This is a genomic window from Ruegeria sp. D6 (assembly GCF_056534365.1).
Window position 1 is genome coordinate 230,177 of record NZ_JBQFPH010000002.1, and the last position, 15,698, is coordinate 245,874.

The 15,698-nt window shown below is 56.4% G+C and carries 15 protein-coding genes; 4 read left to right on the forward strand and 11 right to left on the reverse strand.

The window, feature by feature from the left end:
- Positions 1–90: 90 nt before the first annotated feature.
- Entirely contained in the window at positions 91–294 is a 204-nt protein-coding gene (locus ACR0A1_RS08595; protein ID WP_170392147.1) for a hypothetical protein, read from the reverse strand.
- A gap of 650 nt (positions 295–944) precedes the next feature.
- Between ACR0A1_RS08595 and ACR0A1_RS08600 the strand changes: the two genes are divergently transcribed.
- The gene (locus ACR0A1_RS08600) at positions 945–2,096 is read left to right on the forward strand and encodes a DcaP family trimeric outer membrane transporter (protein ID WP_170401530.1); all 1,152 of its coding nucleotides are present in this window, start codon (positions 945–947) and stop codon (positions 2,094–2,096) included.
- An 86-nt stretch (positions 2,097–2,182) separates the two neighbouring features.
- On the opposite strand, the gene ACR0A1_RS08605 is transcribed toward ACR0A1_RS08600, so the two are convergent.
- From ACR0A1_RS08605 to ACR0A1_RS08615, 3 genes are all read right to left on the reverse strand, one after another.
- A complete protein-coding gene (locus tag ACR0A1_RS08605) occupies positions 2,183–2,536 on the reverse strand; it encodes a hypothetical protein (RefSeq protein ID WP_170512369.1) in 354 nt (117 codons plus the stop codon).
- Between the two features lie 136 nt (positions 2,537–2,672).
- Positions 2,673–3,152, reverse strand: a complete 480-nt coding sequence (locus ACR0A1_RS08610; protein ID WP_480867085.1) for a DUF6497 family protein — start codon at positions 3,150–3,152, stop codon at positions 2,673–2,675.
- Positions 3,153–3,180: 28 nt separating this feature from the next.
- Positions 3,181–4,713 carry an acyl-CoA carboxylase subunit beta gene (locus tag ACR0A1_RS08615; protein WP_480867087.1) on the reverse strand — a complete coding sequence of 511 codons (1,533 nt, stop codon included), beginning with the start codon at positions 4,711–4,713 and terminating at the stop codon, positions 3,181–3,183.
- A 181-nt stretch (positions 4,714–4,894) separates the two neighbouring features.
- Between ACR0A1_RS08615 and ACR0A1_RS08620 the strand changes: the two genes are divergently transcribed.
- Both ACR0A1_RS08620 and ACR0A1_RS08625 read left to right on the forward strand, forming a co-directional pair.
- Entirely contained in the window at positions 4,895–6,100 is a 1,206-nt protein-coding gene (locus ACR0A1_RS08620) for a multidrug effflux MFS transporter (protein WP_170512337.1), read from the forward strand.
- Positions 6,101–6,164: 64 nt separating this feature from the next.
- Positions 6,165–7,565 (forward strand): helix-turn-helix domain-containing protein, encoded by a 1,401-nt coding sequence (locus ACR0A1_RS08625; protein WP_480867089.1) that lies wholly within the window; start codon positions 6,165–6,167, stop codon positions 7,563–7,565.
- A 56-nt stretch (positions 7,566–7,621) separates the two neighbouring features.
- Here the strand turns inward: ACR0A1_RS08625 and ACR0A1_RS08630 are convergent, their stop codons facing one another.
- The 6 genes from ACR0A1_RS08630 to ACR0A1_RS08655 form a co-directional block, all read right to left on the reverse strand.
- Positions 7,622–7,861 carry an HP1242/YdcH family protein gene (locus tag ACR0A1_RS08630; RefSeq protein ID WP_170392158.1) on the reverse strand — a complete coding sequence of 80 codons (240 nt, stop codon included), beginning with the start codon at positions 7,859–7,861 and terminating at the stop codon, positions 7,622–7,624.
- Positions 7,862–7,994: 133 nt separating this feature from the next.
- Positions 7,995–9,653, reverse strand: a complete 1,659-nt coding sequence (betA, locus tag ACR0A1_RS08635) for a choline dehydrogenase (RefSeq protein ID WP_480867091.1) — start codon at positions 9,651–9,653, stop codon at positions 7,995–7,997.
- Between the two features lie 88 nt (positions 9,654–9,741).
- Positions 9,742–11,250: a choline-sulfatase gene (betC, locus tag ACR0A1_RS08640; protein WP_480867093.1), complete on the reverse strand. Its 1,509-nt coding sequence runs from the start codon at positions 11,248–11,250 to the stop codon at positions 9,742–9,744.
- Positions 11,247–11,819, reverse strand: coding sequence for a choline-binding transcriptional repressor BetI (betI, locus tag ACR0A1_RS08645; protein WP_170392164.1), 573 nt, complete (start codon positions 11,817–11,819; stop codon positions 11,247–11,249). Before betI ends, betC begins: the two co-directional genes overlap by 4 nt.
- Before the next feature lie 57 nt (positions 11,820–11,876).
- Complete coding sequence (locus ACR0A1_RS08650) at positions 11,877–12,809, reverse strand: DMT family transporter (RefSeq protein WP_170392166.1); 933 nt, start codon at positions 12,807–12,809, stop codon at positions 11,877–11,879.
- Positions 12,810–12,849: 40 nt separating this feature from the next.
- On the reverse strand, positions 12,850–13,449 hold the full coding sequence (locus ACR0A1_RS08655; RefSeq protein ID WP_480562391.1) for a LysE/ArgO family amino acid transporter: 600 nt from the start codon (positions 13,447–13,449) through the stop codon (positions 12,850–12,852).
- Between the two features lie 84 nt (positions 13,450–13,533).
- On the opposite strand from ACR0A1_RS08655, the gene ACR0A1_RS08660 reads away from it, so the two are divergent.
- Positions 13,534–14,427 carry a LysR family transcriptional regulator ArgP gene (locus ACR0A1_RS08660; protein ID WP_170392170.1) on the forward strand — a complete coding sequence of 298 codons (894 nt, stop codon included), beginning with the start codon at positions 13,534–13,536 and terminating at the stop codon, positions 14,425–14,427.
- On the opposite strand, the gene ACR0A1_RS08665 is transcribed toward ACR0A1_RS08660, so the two are convergent.
- Positions 14,424–15,698 (reverse strand): MFS transporter, encoded by a 1,275-nt coding sequence (locus ACR0A1_RS08665; RefSeq protein ID WP_480503498.1) that lies wholly within the window; start codon positions 15,696–15,698, stop codon positions 14,424–14,426. The genes ACR0A1_RS08660 and ACR0A1_RS08665 overlap by 4 nt on opposite strands.

Genomic DNA, 15,698 nt, shown 5'->3' on the forward strand with positions numbered 1-15,698 from the left:
AAACGCAAAACGCCGCCGCGGGGCGTTGACCCCACGACGGCGTGATGCGCAATGACGGACGGGACTTTTCCAGCCCCGTTAAATTCAGCTTTAGTTACAGTTGTTCTGGGTCTTGCAGTAAAGCACGTTGCCCGCAGCCCCGACTGCCGCCCCAAGCAGCGGATCTGCACTGAGGACCGCCGCCCCCAGAGCCCCCGCACCGCCGCCAAGGATCGCCTGTTCGCCGGTCGAGCCACCGCAGGCCGCCAAACCCGCGCAGGTTGCCAACGCAAGAGAAATTCGTTTGATTCGCATGGTTTCTGCCCTTCTAGATTTTTTGCAGTCTTTGAGAGCAGATGCCGATTTCGCGCCTTGTTATGCAATAACACGGACCACAAACTTGCGAATTGCGCAGGTTTTTGCCGCTTTTTGTCCAAACCTGACAAAAAGAAAACCGCGGACAGAACTCTGTGGGGAACACAAGCCTGCCCGCGGAAGGAAGGGGTACGGAATAGTAGGTGCTTGTGCGACGCAGGCAAAGTAGAGCCGCACGGCCCAATCACTGTGCACAGCACAATTCTGGCCGCCAACCAGTTATTGTTTCCATCTGAGATTCCGGCTGAAACCTGCCCATCCAGCGCGGCACCACGCAGATTTGCGCCGACGTCGTAATCGCCCGGACAGCGACGACTACGTCTGAAATCCGTCACGTTCCTGTTACAAATCGAAGACTTGTAGCGAGGCAGTGCGCGAGGCACCTCACGCAACATCACTACAAACTCACGCAAAAATCCTTCCGGTGACAGTAACTTAGATTCCGGTTTCACCGCAGTGTGAAACGTCACATGTCTACCGACACTTTTGCTTGAAAAATTGAGAGCATCTTCTCTCAACTTGGTGATTTCCCAAGAATTCAGTTGCGTGGAACGGTGCCCCTGCACACTCGCACACAAGGAACTATCCATATGATAACAAAGGGTAAAACCGCCAGCCTGCTTGCTGCCAGCGCGCTTTCCGTGACCGGTATGCAAGCCTTGGCGCAAGATGCACAAACTCAGGCTGAATTGGCTGCACTGCGCGCCCGGGTCGAAGCGCTGGAATCCTCCAATCCCGGGTCTGGCACTGGGGATCTGCAGATCGGCAACACCACTCTGGACGTCTACGGTTATGTCAAAGCCGACTTCTTCTATGACTTCGAATACGATCAGGGCGACACCGCATTCGTAAACGTGATTGGTGAACCCTCGGCCGAGACGGATGGAACGTTTGGCGCCACAGTCCGTCAGTCTCGTATCGGGCTGCGCACCAGCACGCCTTCGGGAATCGGTGACATTCAGGGCCAGATCGAAGTCGATGCCTTCGGCTCGGACGGAACCGCCGAATTCCGAATTCGTCATGCCAATATCCGAATTGGGGAACAATGGCTGATCGGACAATACTGGACCAATTTCCAACCTCTGGACACCTACCCGACCTCGGTGGAATTTAACGGGCCGGTCGGGATCGCTTTCGCGCGCGTACCGCAGGTGCGCTACACCAACAATATCGGATCGAATACCACCTTCGCCGTTTCCGTTGAAGAAAACGTCGGCGGCTCGGATTCGGATGATCCTGTGCTGACTGGTTCGGTCGAATACAACGATGGCAAATACATCGCTCGTGCCTCGGCGCTCTACGGCAAGGCGCAATCCGGCGACGTCGAGGTCGATCAGACCGGTTTCTCTTTGTCGGGCTCGATCCGACCGTGGGAAGGTGGGTTGTTCCAGGTCAACTATGTCAACGGCGAGGCACTTGGCCCCTACCTGATCGGCTTGGGCGACGCAGTCGTCGGGGGTCAGGCCAACGATGTTGATGGCTACACCATCGAATTCCGTCAGGACCTGAGTTCCAAATGGAACGTCGGCATCGCCTATGGCAAGGAAGACTACGACCTGCCTACATCGACCGGTACTTTGTCGTTCACTGAGCTTGAGACGATCCACGTCAATGCCTTTTACAAGGCGACAGACAACCTGACGCTCAGCGCCGAATACATCTATGGCGAGCGGAACGACACAATTTCCGGCGACACATTCGACGGCAATCGTGTCCAGTTGGCCGCGCAACTCAACTTCTGATGAAAACAGCCTACCCTGCCCATTAGCGGGCAGGGTTCCAGTGTCACTGATCATCTGAGTGTTATGTGCGGCAGCCCCGGTCACAATCAGCGCGCTCCGTCGAACACGTCAGGGAAAGATTGGCGCGCGGCGTCCAGATTGATCACCAGCAGAGCATCATAGCTTGCAGGATCAAACGGGTCTTCGGCGGCGACAACCTCACGCCCGAACAGCCAACTTAGACGGCCCGCGTCCAGATTGCCTCGCTCAAAGGGCTGATCACCAAAATGCGCCCATAACGCCTCGATAAACGCGACATCTGCGCGCTTGTCGGCGGGTTTGCGATCGCGAAAGCGTTCTCGCTGGGTCAGCGGCGTAACGCCCTTGGGATTGGCCCGCCGAATGGTGAACTGGAAGTCTGTTCCGGGCAAACGTCCGGGGAAACCGCGATGTTTCAGCATTGCGAAACCTCAACGGACAAGTTCCAGATATGGCAGGCCATCGGACATGCCTGCGGGATTGAAGTGATCATGCGAACCTCCAGAGCTGCATCACTGTATCGGGACACTCTGAGACTGTGACATTGTTGGTTCATGGTCAGAGCCCCTCCCAGATACACCGGGATTGATCCAGCCGGTAGGCTTCGAAGAACTGCGTTGCGTCAGGTTCGGAGGTGCCGAACGCTACCGGTCTGTCCGAAAACGAAATCACAATCCGGGCAGGCTGCAATTCGTGCTGGGCCACATAAGGCACCGCCAGTGTTTCACACAAATGCTCCATGTCGACTACGGCGACATCATATGTGATACGACCTGCAGTCGATCCGATCTTGGGTGCAATGAATCGAAACCGCACCCAAAGCTCACCCGGATTGGTGTCCAGAAGCACATCGCTAAGCTCGACCGGTTGACCCGATGGCACGGGCAGCAGGTTTGAGGCCAGCGCCGAACCTACTCCGACCAGCAACGTAAAAACCCCGGCGCATCCCCGGATCCGCCAGCGGCGGTTTCCTTCCTCCGGGGGAGCGTGCAGAGTGGTTGCAACCTGCACGGTCTTATGTCCGGTCAATCGGGGCATTTACGGCTCGGGCCTCCTCGGCGGGCATTTACAGCGGGATATTGTCGTGCTTTTTCCAAGGGTTCTTCAGTTGCTTGCCGCGCAGGCTCGCAAATGCACGTGATACACGGCGGCGGGTCGATTGTGGCATGATCACCTCATCAATGAAGCCGCGCTCGGCCGCAACGAAGGGATTTGCGAACCGGTCCTCATAGTCCTGAGTGTGTTGTGCGATCTTATCGGAATCGCCGAGATCGGCGCGGTGGATGATTTCGGTCGCGCCCTTTGCACCCATCACCGCGATCTCAGCCGTGGGCCACGCATAATTGAAGTCGCCGCGCAGGTGTTTGGAGGCCATAACATCATACGCGCCACCGTAGGCCTTACGCGTGATTACGGTGACCTTTGGCACGGTCGCTTCGCCATAAGCAAATAGCAGTTTCGCGCCGTGCTTGATCACGCCGCCATACTCCTGCGAAGTGCCCGGCAGAAAGCCCGGAACATCAACAAGCGTCAGGATCGGGATTTCAAAGCAATCACAGAACCGCACGAACCGGGCCGCTTTTCGGGAACTATCGATGTCCAAACATCCTGCCAATACCATGGGTTGGTTGGCCACGACGCCCACGGTCTGCCCTTCAAGCCGGATAAAACCGGTGATGATGTTCTTAGCGTAGTTTTCCTGAATCTCGTAAAAATCACCCTCATCCGCCACTTTGGTGATCAGTTCCTTCATGTCGTACGGCGTGTTCGGATTGTCCGGGATCAGCGTATCCAGCGATGTCTCGACCCGGTCAGGGCTGTCAAAAAACGGACGAACCGGCGGTTTCTCGCGATTGTTGAGCGGAAGGAAGTCGACAAGACGGCGCACCTCGGCCAGCGCCTCCACATCGTTTTCAAACGCGCCATCAGCGACCGACGACTTTTTGGTGTGGGTCGAAGCCCCTCCCAGTTGCTCCGCCGTCACGACCTCATTGGTGACGGTCTTCACAACGTCTGGGCCGGTCACGAACATGTACGAGGTGTCTTTGACCATGAAGATGAAGTCGGTCATTGCAGGACTGTAAACCGCACCACCTGCACACGGCCCCATTATCACGCTGATCTGTGGCACGACGCCTGAGGCCATGATGTTACGCTGGAACACCTCAGCATATCCGGCCAATGAAGCGACGCCCTCCTGAATCCGCGCCCCGCCCGAGTCGTTGATCCCGATCACCGGCGCTCCGTTTTGAACTGCCATGTCCATGATCTTGCAAATCTTCTGCGCATGGGTTTCTGACAGCGAGCCACCGAATACGGTGAAGTCCTGGCTGAAGACGTAGACCATTCGACCATTGATCGTACCCCAGCCTGTGACCACCCCATCACCAGCAGGCTTTTGTTTCTCCATTCCGAAATCAGTGCAGCGATGGCTGACAAACATGTCAAACTCTTCAAAGCTGCCTTCGTCTACCAGCAACTCGATCCGTTCGCGTGCCGTCAGCTTTCCGCGGGCGTGTTGCGAGTCGATGCGTTTTTGCCCACCACCCAATCGCGCGTTGTTGCGACGGCCTTCGAGCTCGGAAAGGATGTCTTTCATGTCGGTAGTCTCCCAAGAGAATTTGCGCGACCATAACGAGTTGGGATCGGCGGCCAAAGAAGTTTTCGGCAAATTTGCAAATATTTGGCAACACTATTTGAGATAACTGCAAATCTGTTAATTAACACAACAAGCCAAACTGCCGATGGCATTTCGCGCGATCAGGGTCTAAAGGTAAACCATGCAGTTCAGTTCACCCTCTGTCAGCCGCACGCCCCCCACGCTTGCAACACTCGTTTTGTTGTCAGGATTGTCGGCGCTGAGCATGAATCTGTATCTGCCCAGCCTTCCCTTTATGGCGACGTATTTTCAGACTGATTACAAGGTGATGCAACTTTCGATCGCGCTTTATCTTCTGGTCAACGCGGCACTGCAAATCTTAATAGGACCCATCGCCGATAAGGCCGGACGTCGGCCTGTACTGCTGTGGGGACTCGCCCTTTTTTTGCTGGCAACGCTGGGGTGTATATACGCCCCAAATGTCGAGACCTTTCTGGCTTTCAGAATGTTTCAGGCCGTCATTGTCGTTGGTATTGTCTTAAGTCGTGCGGCTGTGCGGGACATGTACGAACAGGACCAGGCTGCTTCGATGCTCGGATATGTCACCATGGGAATGGCAGTTGTCCCGATGATCGGCCCTGCAGTTGGCGGGCTTCTCGAAGAAACTTTTGGCTGGAAAGCCAATTTCTGGCTACCCTTTGCCCTTGCGGCGCTAGCGTTGGTGCTGACCTACCAAGATTTTGGCGAAACCGCAGCCGCAAGCGGCAAAACACTGATGCAGCAATTTCGCGAATATCCTGAATTGCTGAGATCACCCCGCTTCTGGGGCTATTCCCTGTCCTCAGCTTTCTCTTCAGGCGCGTTCTTTGCCTATCTCGGGGGCGCACCATTTATCGGGACCGAAGTGTTCGGCATGACAGCCGCCGAGGTCGGCATCTACTTTGGTGCGCCTGCGATTGGCTATTTCTTCGGCAACTTCATCAGCGGTCGATTCTCGGTTCGCTTCGGCGTCAACCGCATGGTGCGCTGGGGATGCTGGCTGAATGCAATTGGCGTGGCCCTATCAGCTTTGTTGTTCCTAGTGGATTTGGGAACGGCGCTCAGCTTCTTTGGCCTGATGACCTTCGTCGGGTTGGGTAACGGCATGGCGATCCCGAATGCAACCGCCGGATCGCTTTCGGTCCGCCCGCATCTTGCGGCTACTGCCTCTGGTTTGAGCGGTGCGATCATGTTGGGCGGCGGCGCGGCACTCAGCGCATTGGCGGGCGCATTGCTGACGCATGAGACAGGCGCGATGCCTCTGCTTTGGCTGATGCTGGCAACCGCCGCCCTGGCAATCTGCGCAATCAGCGTTGTTATCTGGCGCGAACGGCAATTGGGTCTGTAGACGGCTTGCGCGACAGGGTTTGCAAAGTTAGCCTGCAGATTCAGTAAAGCTGCAAAGAACCGCCATGGCCACTCAGAAATTATACGCTGGCGCCAAGCTGCGCGAAATGCGCACACGCCTGACCCTCACGCAGAAGGATTTCGCCGCAAAACTGGGCGTTTCACTGCCCTATTTGAACCAGATGGAGAATAACAACCGGCCGATTTCGACGACCGTTGTTCTGGCACTAGCGCAAGAGTTTGGTATGGATGTGACCGAACTCAGCACAGGGGATAGCGAACGATTGGTTTCGGATATGCGCGAAGCACTGGCCGATCCGGTGTTCGCCGAAACGGCGCCCCCTCTGGCTGATCTCAGGCTCACCGCTTCAAATGCGCCCGCGCTTGCACGCGCGTTCATCGAGTTACACCGCGCCTATCGCCAGACCCATGAACGCCTCGCCTCGCTCGACGAGGCATTGGGCCGCGAGGATGCCCGTATTCAGGCCAGCCCATGGGAAGAGGTGCGCGATTTCTTTCACTACTGCGACAATTATATTGACGCCGTTGACCGCGCCGCCGAACGCTTCGCCAGCCGCGCCGATGAAACCAGCGATATTCGGCAAGTCGCCCTGAACAGCCTGTCAGAACGCGGCATTCACGTCACTTTCGCCGACACAGAAACCTTACGCAGCTACAATGCTGGTGACAAAACCCTGCGCCTTTCCTCGCGCGCTGCACCACAAACGCAGGTCTTCCAACTGCTGCTGCAGGTGGCGTTGATCAGTCAGGATAAGCTGCTTGAAGCAACGCTAGATTTCGCCCGTTTCCAAAGCGATGAGGCCCGCGCCATCGCCAAGATTGGCCTCGCCAACTATTTTGCCGGGGCTTCGCTGATGCCTTACGGCGCTTTCCTATCCGCAGCGCAGGACTATCGGCACGATTTGGAGCTGCTCAGCAACCGGTTCGGGGCGTCGATTGAACAGGTGGCGCACCGCCTGTCCACGCTACAGCGCCCCGGTGCAAAAGGAATTCCCTTCTTCTTCGTCCGCGTGGATCAGGCGGGCACAATCACTAAACGACATTCAGCCACGCGGCTTCAATTCGCCCGCTTCGGCGGCGCCTGCCCACTCTGGAATGTCCACCGGGCATTCGAGACCCCGGGTCATTTCCTGCAACAGCTAGCCGAGACAGCGGATGGCGTCCGCTATATCTCATTGGCTCGTGATGTTTCAAAATCCGGAGGCTCGTTCGGTGCTCCTGTCCGCCGCTATGCCATCGCCTTGGGATGTGAGGTTCGTCATGCCGAAGCATTGGTCTACGCCGATAATCTCGACATAAACAACGCGAGCGCTTACGAGCCCATCGGCATATCCTGCCGCATCTGCGAGCGCCAGACCTGCCACCAAAGATCGGTCCCACCGTTAGAGCGCCGCCTGACCATCGACGCCCATAGCCGCGGCACCCTGCCTTATGAGGTCACCTGACCTTCATCTGGCCATATATATCCTGCGAGTCCGGGGGCAGAGCCCCCGCCTAATCCTTAGCTTTTTGACAAGATCGCCCAGATCTCGTCCTTGAGCGCCGCGCGTTTCTTTCGCAAATCAACCTCGGCCAATTCCTCCATCGGCTCAACATTGGTTTCAGCCCGATGCACGGTGCGGTTGACCTCATGATACTCATCCGCAAGTCGGGCAAAATGCGCATCCGTTTGCTTGAGCTGGCTCATCACTTCGAGCTTGTCGGGGAACTCTTCAGCCAGTTCATGCGGGGTATGAGACATCCAGTTGGCTCCTTGTTTCAGCGTTACATCCCAAGGCTAAACATGACTGTCGCACTCCGCTTTGACGCCGATCAAATTCCGAGCGCAATCAACCAGCTTTCAGTATAAATGCACGCCGTGGGTTTTGGATGTGTCAGCGCTGTGCCGTTGCCCATCTCGGACTTATCCAGGGTTGGTCGTTCGCTTTGGGCAGAGGGTCTTTCTGCAGCAAATGGTCCGACATCTTTTCACCCACCATGATCGACGGCGCGTTCAGATTGCCATTGGTGATTTGCGGGAAAATCGAGCTATCGGCGACGCGCAATCGATCCACCCCAATCACACGCCCTTGCGGGTCGACAACGGCATCCTTGTCATCCGCACGGCCCATGCGGCAAGTCCCGCAAGGGTGATAGGCGCTTTCGGCATGCTCGGCGATAAAGGCATCTAGCTCATCGTCCGACTGAACCTCCGCCCCCGGTTGGATCTCTTTACCGGCAAAGGGTTTGAACGCCTGCTGTCCAAAGATCTCTCGGGTCAAGCGAATGCAGGTTCTGAAGTCTTCCCAATCCGAATCATGGCTCATGTAGTTGAACCGGATCACCGGCGCGTCTTCGGCTTTGGCAGATCGCAGAGTCACAGCGCCGCGCGAGGGCGACCGCATTGGCCCCACATGCGCCTGAAATCCGTGCCCTTCGGCTGCCGCCTGCCCGTCATAGCGAACCGCCATCGGCAGAAAATGATATTGTATGTCAGGATATTCCACACCCGGTTTCGAACGCACAAAGGCGGCGCTTTCAAACTGGTTCGATGCGCCAAGGCCGGTTTTGGTAAACAACCATTGCGCCCCGATCATCCCCTTACTGATCAGGTTCCAATGCTTGTATAGCGTGATCGGTTGTATCGAGGCCTGTTGGATATAAAGTTCTAGGTGATCCTGCAGATTGGCGCCGACGCCAGGGCGGTCGGCGACCACTTTGATACCGTGCTCAGCCAGGTGCGCCGCGGGTCCAACCCCCGAAAGCATCAGCAACTTAGGCGAATTGATAGACGAAGCCGCCAATACAACCTCGCGCCGCGCTGTGATCACTTCCCGTTTGCCACCCCGTATCAATTCGACCCCGGATGCGCGCCCAGAATCAATAATCACGCGCGCCGCAAGACCCCGGATGATTTCGCAGTTTTGCCGCTTGAGCGCTGGCCTAAGGTACGCATTCGCCGCCGACCAGCGCCGTCCTTTCCAGACGGTCTGCTCCATCGGCCCAAAACCTTCTTGTTTCTCACCGTTATAGTCGCCAGTGACCTCATATCCAGCCTGCTGACCTGCATCGACGAACGCCTTAAACAGCGGATTTTCACGAGGCCCTCGCGACACGTGCAGAGGTCCATCCGTACCTCTCCAAGTGTGATCACCGCCATGGCCACCATCATGCCAGGTTTCCATGCGTTTGTAGTACGGCAGCACATCTGCGTAAGACCATCCATCTGCACCCATCTCGGCCCAGGTGTCAAAGTCTCGAGCGTGACCGCGCACATAGACCATGCCATTGATCGAAGACGACCCTCCGATCACCTTGCCTCTGGGGCAAGCAAGTTGACGATTGTTCAGATGCGGTTCGGGCTCGGATTTGTAGCCCCAGTCATATCGCGACATATTCATCGGATAGCTTAGGGCGGCAGGCATCTGGATGAAGGGTCCGGCGTCAGTGCCGCCATGCTCGATCACCAGAACCGAAGCTCCGGCCTCACTCAGACGGTAAGCCATCGCGCAACCAGCAGAACCGGCGCCAACAATGACAAAATCTGCTTCCATATTCGTGTCTCCGTTCACCTTCGGGGCAAGATTTTTCGACGAAAAATCTCCGCACTTCCGACGGGTGCAATTTCAAAAATGTAAAGGATTACTCGCCACGCGGATAACGCTGGCTATCCTCGACATCGTTCAGGTCCATATGATTGCGCATGTACCGTTCAGACGCTTTCTGAAGAGGCTGGTAATCCCAAGGATAATAGCCACCCTGCCGTAATGCCTCGTAAACCACCCAGCGCCGGGCTTGGCTGGCCCTCACATCGGCATCAAAGCGATCCAAATCCCATCGCGCCTCGGATTTAGCACGCAGTGTTTGCAAGGTGCCTGCATGTTCGGGCAGGCCAGCGAGATTTTCCATCTCATGCGGATCAGCCTCGAGATCGAACAGTTGATCGGGGTCCAATGTACAGCGATTGTATTTCCACTTGCCATAACGCAAAGAGACTAAAGGAGCGTATGAGGCCTCGGCGGCATATTCCATTGCAACCGGCGCGGTTCGGTCTGTGCCCTTTGCCAAAGGCACAAGATCCTCACCATCCGTCCAAGGTGAGATTTCAGCCATATCGACGCCCGCCAACGTACCAAGCGTCGGTGTCACGTCGATCGTCGAAACTGGTGTATCGATGCGACCAACTGGAAGATCGGGGGCCGAAATCATGAGCGGCACGCGGGAAGAGCCTTCGAAGAAAGTCATCTTGAACCACAACCCGCGCTCACCCAGCATGTCGCCGTGGTCGGACACGAACAGTATGATCGCCTCTTGACGCGTCGTTTCCAGAACCTCCAGTATCTCACCGATCTTGTCATCCAGATATGAGATATTGGCGAAATAGGCGCGACGGGATTTGCGAATATCCTCGGTCGTTATGTCGAAGCTGCGCCAGTCATTGGCATCGAAAATACGTTTGGAATGCGGGTCCTGATTGTCATATCCCAGATCCGCGATCTGTGGCTCAAGATGCTCACAATCTTTATACAGATCCCAGTACTTGCGTCGCGCCACGTAAGGATCGTGTGGGTGCGTGAAGCTGACGGTCACACACCAGGGGCGATCATCCTTGCCGCGTGCAAGGTCATATAGCTTGGCCTTGGCGTTATAAGCGACCTCGTCATCATATTCCATCTGGTTGGAAATCTCGGCAATGCCTGCCCCAGTGACCGAGCCCATATTGTGATACCACCAGTCGATGCGCTCACCGGGTTTACGATAATCCGGCGTCCAACCGAAATCTGCCGGGTAGATATCAGTAGTCAGACGATCTTCGAACCCGTGCAACTGGTCTGGGCCAACAAAGTGCATCTTGCCGGACAAGCAGGTGTAATATCCTGCACGACGAAGGTGGTGGGCATAGGTCGGGATATCGCTGCTGAACTCGGCGGCGTTGTCATAGACGCCAGTGCGCGATGGCAGTCGACCCGACATAAAGCTCGCACGTCCCGGAGCACAGAGCGGCGAGGCAGTGTAGGCATTTGCGAAACGCGTTGATCTTGCCGCCAGCTTCTTCAGGTTCGGCGCATGCAACCATTCTGCAGGACCGTCGGGGAAGAGGGTCCCGTTGAGCTGATCCACCATCAGGATCAGAATATTCGGCTTTGTCATTTTTCGGCCTCTAGGAAAACTCTCAGTACCCGCAGCGCATGGGTGACTGCCCGCTGCGGCTCTTGTGGGGAATTCAGTGCAGAGTGGATGTACAAACCATCGATCAGCGCGATCATACCTTCGGCAGCCTCGCTCGGGTCACTCATATGTGGGCGCAACGCATGGATCAGGTTCGAGCGGATGCGTGCCTGATAGATTTGCCAGAGCCTCAGCGCATCATCGTTGGTTTGCGCCAAAACATAAAAAGTCATCCAAGCTGCGATAACATCCGGTGTGAAACATGATGGCGCGAAACAGGCGCGAATGATGGCCTGTGCGCGCTCTTCCGGATCTGCCGTGCTGAGTTGTGCGCGCGCTTCAGATCCAAAATCCGTCAGGATACGCCGCATCGCGGCTAGGAATATCTGTTCTTTGCCCCCAAAGTAATGATGCGCCAATGCACTGGACATACCTGCGCGTTTGGCGATCTGGCTAACGGTGACATCAAGGGATTTTTGCGCGCCAAGCTCGGCGATCGTCGCCTTGACGATCGCGTCCCGCCGGATCGGCTCCATTCCGAGTTTTGGCATCTTCGCCTCTTCGCCATACCTGAGTGCAAGGAAGGCTAAGCGGTTTTTATTGACTCGTCAATCAATAACGGTTCTTGGTTTCGCCGGTGGGGTCTCAGAACCTTGCGGCGGTGTGCCGCCACGGCTCAGCACGGCTTCACGCCAGGTGATGAAGCTGACGGCAGCCAGGATCAGAGTGCCTCCTGCAATTACCCAGATGTCGATGCGTTCATGGAAGGCCAAAGCGCCGAGCAAAGTGGCCCAGATCAGCTGCAGGAACGTCACCGGCTGGGTCACGGCCACCGGGGCAGCCTGCAATGCAAGCGTCATGAAATAGTGCCCCGCAGTCGCAAAGCTGGCGACGATGAAAAGTATACCAAGATCGCGCAGGCTGGGCGGCTCCCAAACCGCGACGGCGAAAGGGATAAGCGCGATGGTGACCCATATCGAAAGATGGGCAACAACGGCTGAGGGACGGATATCACGGACCATCACTTTGGCCAGCAGATAGGAACCACCAAGCGCTAGTGCAGCCCCCAGCATCGCTATGTGACCGGGCAAAATCTCGCGAAAGCCCGGGCGCAGGATGATCACTACTCCGATCACAGCGACCCCAATCGCGGCGATACGACGAAAAGCTAGCTTTTCACCCAAGAACAGTGCCGCACCCACCGTGACGTAGATAGGTGTCATGTAATTCATCGCGGTCACCTCGGCGAGGGGGATGCGCGTCATCGCAAAAAACCACAGCATGACGGCGATGGCGTGGACCATTCCGCGTAGTCCAAACAGCGTTAGATTGCGCGGGGTCAATGGAGTTCCGAGGATCGCCCGGATTGCGGGCAAAAGAAACACCAGACCCAGGACATAGCGCAAGAATGCCGCTTGAATGGGGTTCATGCTGGTTCCCAGCACCTTCACCAGCGCATTCATGCCCACAAAGGACAGCCCGGCCGCAAGCATCCAAAACATGCCAACAAGCGGGCGGTGCTGATCATTAGGTGAGGTCATACAAACGGTTGAACACCGAATTCTGATCCGGGACAACCCTTCACATGATAACAAGTTTCAACGCGATCATAAGCATCACGATTCCGATGATAAAATCAAGAATCTGCCATGCGCGCGGGCGGGCAAAAATCGGTGAAAGCACTCTGGCACCGTAGCCGAGCGAAAAGAAGAAAACGAAACTCGAAGTCATCGCCCCTATCGCAAACCCCATGCGATCTGGATATTGGGCCGATATCGACCCGATCAATACGACCGTATCCAGATATACATGGGGGTTGAGCCAAGTGAAGGCCAGCACGGTCAGCATGGCCGCACGCAGACTGGTGTGCTGCCCTGTTGCGGTATCCATCACCGCCCCACCTTGCCAGGCAGACCCAAAACTTCGTAGGGCGTACCAAATCAGAAACACTGCCCCACCATAGCGCATCACCGTTTCAAACCACGGCGCGGCCTGAGCCAGGGTGCCGAACCCTGCAACACCCGCCCCGATCAGTATCGCGTCAGACACTGCGCAGGTCAGGCACAGTGCAAAGACATGCTCGCGCCGCAGGCCTTGGCGCAGAACAAAGGCGTTCTGAGCGCCTATCGCCAATATAAGGCTAAAACTCAGGGCAAACCCCGCAATCATTGATGGGAACATGCAGCCTCCTGTCGATGCTCGTTGACTACATGGCCGGTATGAATCTATCAAATTAATGATGATTACCCAGATTAAGTAACTCTAATGCTCCTCGATCCTCATCAGCTATCAGCATTGGCGGCGATCTTGCGACACGGCAGCTTTGAGGCCGCAGCCGCAGAGCTATCCGTCACCCCGTCGGCTATTTCGCAGAGGATCAAGGCGCTGGAGGATCGTGTTGGTGCGGCCCTTATTCATCGCGGCACCCCATGCATCGGCACTCCGGCGGGTCTGCGGATCGCCCGTCATGCCGAAGATATCGGCCTGTTGGAGGCAAAGCTGGCGCGAGAGCTGACTTTGGATCAGCGTGAAGGTCCGGTACGGGTTCGCGTCGCGCTACCGGCTGACAGTCTGGCCACGTGGTTTATCGACGCGATGGCGCGCGCCGAAGACATACTGTTCGACCTTGTAATTGACGATCAGGACCATTCGGCTGACTGGCTGCGGCGTGGCGACGTAAGTGCGGCGATAACGGTGGGTGGTCAAAACATTACCGGATGCGATGCCATTGCGTTGGGCACTTTGCGCTATTTGCCGACCGCGAGCCCCGGCTTCATGCAACGGTGGTTTTCTGATGGGGTTTCCGCCAAATCCCTGGCACAGGCCCCCTGCTTGACCTTTAACCGCAAGGATAATCTGCAGAAATCCTGGATATATGCCCAGACAGGCAGCCGTCTTTCGCCACCGTCTCACTTTCTGCCGTCCACAAATGCCTTTGTTGACGCGGCAATCGCCGGATTAGGATGGGGTATGAACCCCGAAAGCCTTGTAAGAAGAGCGATCGCAAATGGGCAGATCTGCGAAGTAATCCCCGATGCGCCGCTCGATATCGAACTGACCTGGCAGATCGGGCGCGTCCTTGCCCCTGCCCTTGCACCCTTGACCCAAGCGGTACGCCGCGCGGCAACGCAGCAACTGATCGCGCCAGCGGCACATTAGGCCTGCGACTCTGCAGCCTTTTGCGGTTTCGCGATGCGGTAACAGCTAAATGCCGCCCAGATGCTGGCCAGCACGATAAACACGATGGCAGCGGCAACCTCGTGCATATGTGCAACCGCAGCCAAAATTGCAGACAGTGCAACGGCAGCGAGTCTGCAGATGGATTTGATGGCTGCTGCGCCCTGAATACGTTGTTCCTTGGGCGCAACATCTAAAAAATACAGCTGGCGCGCACTGGAAATTCCAGTTGTCGCCACCGAGACGACAAACAGGGCAATGGCGTGCAAGTGAACTTCGTGATCGATACCGGCATAGTGGAACGCCAACAAAACGATCCCTGTCACTGCGACCAACAAGTTGCCCGCGACCATCACGGTACGGTGTGATTTCATGTTCACCAGTTGCCACAAGGGTGCCGAGACCAGATAGCCGGACGCGGATGAGATGATCATGGCCGTCAAACCCTTGGCCGAGTTGTGATGTGCCTCGGCAGCGATGAGCGCAAAAAACGGAACCGACAGCGACACGACAACCAAAGGAAGCCGCAGAGCCATATAGCGCCGGAACCATGGCTGTTCGAACATACTTACGATGCCGGAGATGATGTTCTGCAGCGATTGACGCCCTGCACCTTTGGGTTTTCCATTACAGGACTCATCGGGGGCGATCTCGGCCATGCCGAGAATGCATAATGCTGAAAACAAGAAAAACACGACCGAGGCCGCAATCACCGCGGAATGCCGCGAGAATGGCGGGTACTCTTTCGTGATCTCGTGTATCAGCAACACCAAGCCGATGGCACAAAGACCTCCCGCGCCCAATTGGAGATAACGGATAACCATCCGGGATTTCGATTTCAGATGATCGCCCAACAAGTCAGACAGCATCAGGGATTGGCTTTCTTCAATAAGCCCAATCATGAAAAAGGCGATCACAAAGGCAATGGCCGTCAATGAGACACTGCCGGTGGCCGCGATCAAAAGGGCCATCAGAAGGCAACCGCCAATTCCGATCTCGGTCAGGGCAATCCCGCGTTTCTTCCGCGCCTGCGCAGCAATGGAGCGGGCGAAAAACACGTCCGAGATCATGCTGCCAACCATGCGGATCGACACCAATGCGCCGGCAAGGAACATCGGTAACTCCAGCGAGACCGCAAGGAATGGCAATACGATAGACGGGCTGCCCAAAGTCCACGCCACCTGGGAAAGGATACTTTGGCTAGCCAGAACCGGGACATTTCGTCGGGCCGGATCAGTCGATTTACTCGCCAT

Bases quoted from the DNA above. Each gene is read 5' to 3' on its own strand.
- ACR0A1_RS08595 (WP_170392147.1), bottom strand. From the start codon at position 294: ATGCGAATCAAACGAATTTCTCTTGCGTTGGCAACCTGCGCGGGTTTG.
- ACR0A1_RS08600 (WP_170401530.1), top strand. From the start codon at position 945: ATGATAACAAAGGGTAAAACCGCCAGCCTGCTTGCTGCCAGCGCGCTT.
- ACR0A1_RS08605 (WP_170512369.1), bottom strand. From the start codon at position 2,536: ATGCTGAAACATCGCGGTTTCCCCGGACGTTTGCCCGGAACAGACTTC.
- ACR0A1_RS08610 (WP_480867085.1), bottom strand. From the start codon at position 3,152: ATGCCCCGATTGACCGGACATAAGACCGTGCAGGTTGCAACCACTCTG.
- ACR0A1_RS08615 (WP_480867087.1), bottom strand. From the start codon at position 4,713: ATGAAAGACATCCTTTCCGAGCTCGAAGGCCGTCGCAACAACGCGCGA.
- ACR0A1_RS08620 (WP_170512337.1), top strand. From the start codon at position 4,895: ATGCAGTTCAGTTCACCCTCTGTCAGCCGCACGCCCCCCACGCTTGCA.
- ACR0A1_RS08625 (WP_480867089.1), top strand. From the start codon at position 6,165: ATGGCCACTCAGAAATTATACGCTGGCGCCAAGCTGCGCGAAATGCGC.
- ACR0A1_RS08630 (WP_170392158.1), bottom strand. From the start codon at position 7,861: ATGTCTCATACCCCGCATGAACTGGCTGAAGAGTTCCCCGACAAGCTC.
- betA (WP_480867091.1), bottom strand. From the start codon at position 9,653: ATGGAAGCAGATTTTGTCATTGTTGGCGCCGGTTCTGCTGGTTGCGCG.
- betC (WP_480867093.1), bottom strand. From the start codon at position 11,250: ATGACAAAGCCGAATATTCTGATCCTGATGGTGGATCAGCTCAACGGG.
- betI (WP_170392164.1), bottom strand. From the start codon at position 11,819: ATGCCAAAACTCGGAATGGAGCCGATCCGGCGGGACGCGATCGTCAAG.
- ACR0A1_RS08650 (WP_170392166.1), bottom strand. From the start codon at position 12,809: ATGACCTCACCTAATGATCAGCACCGCCCGCTTGTTGGCATGTTTTGG.
- ACR0A1_RS08655 (WP_480562391.1), bottom strand. From the start codon at position 13,449: ATGTTCCCATCAATGATTGCGGGGTTTGCCCTGAGTTTTAGCCTTATA.
- ACR0A1_RS08660 (WP_170392170.1), top strand. From the start codon at position 13,534: ATGCTCCTCGATCCTCATCAGCTATCAGCATTGGCGGCGATCTTGCGA.
- ACR0A1_RS08665 (WP_480503498.1), bottom strand. From the start codon at position 15,698: ATGGCGAGTAAATCGACTGATCCGGCCCGACGAAATGTCCCGGTTCTG.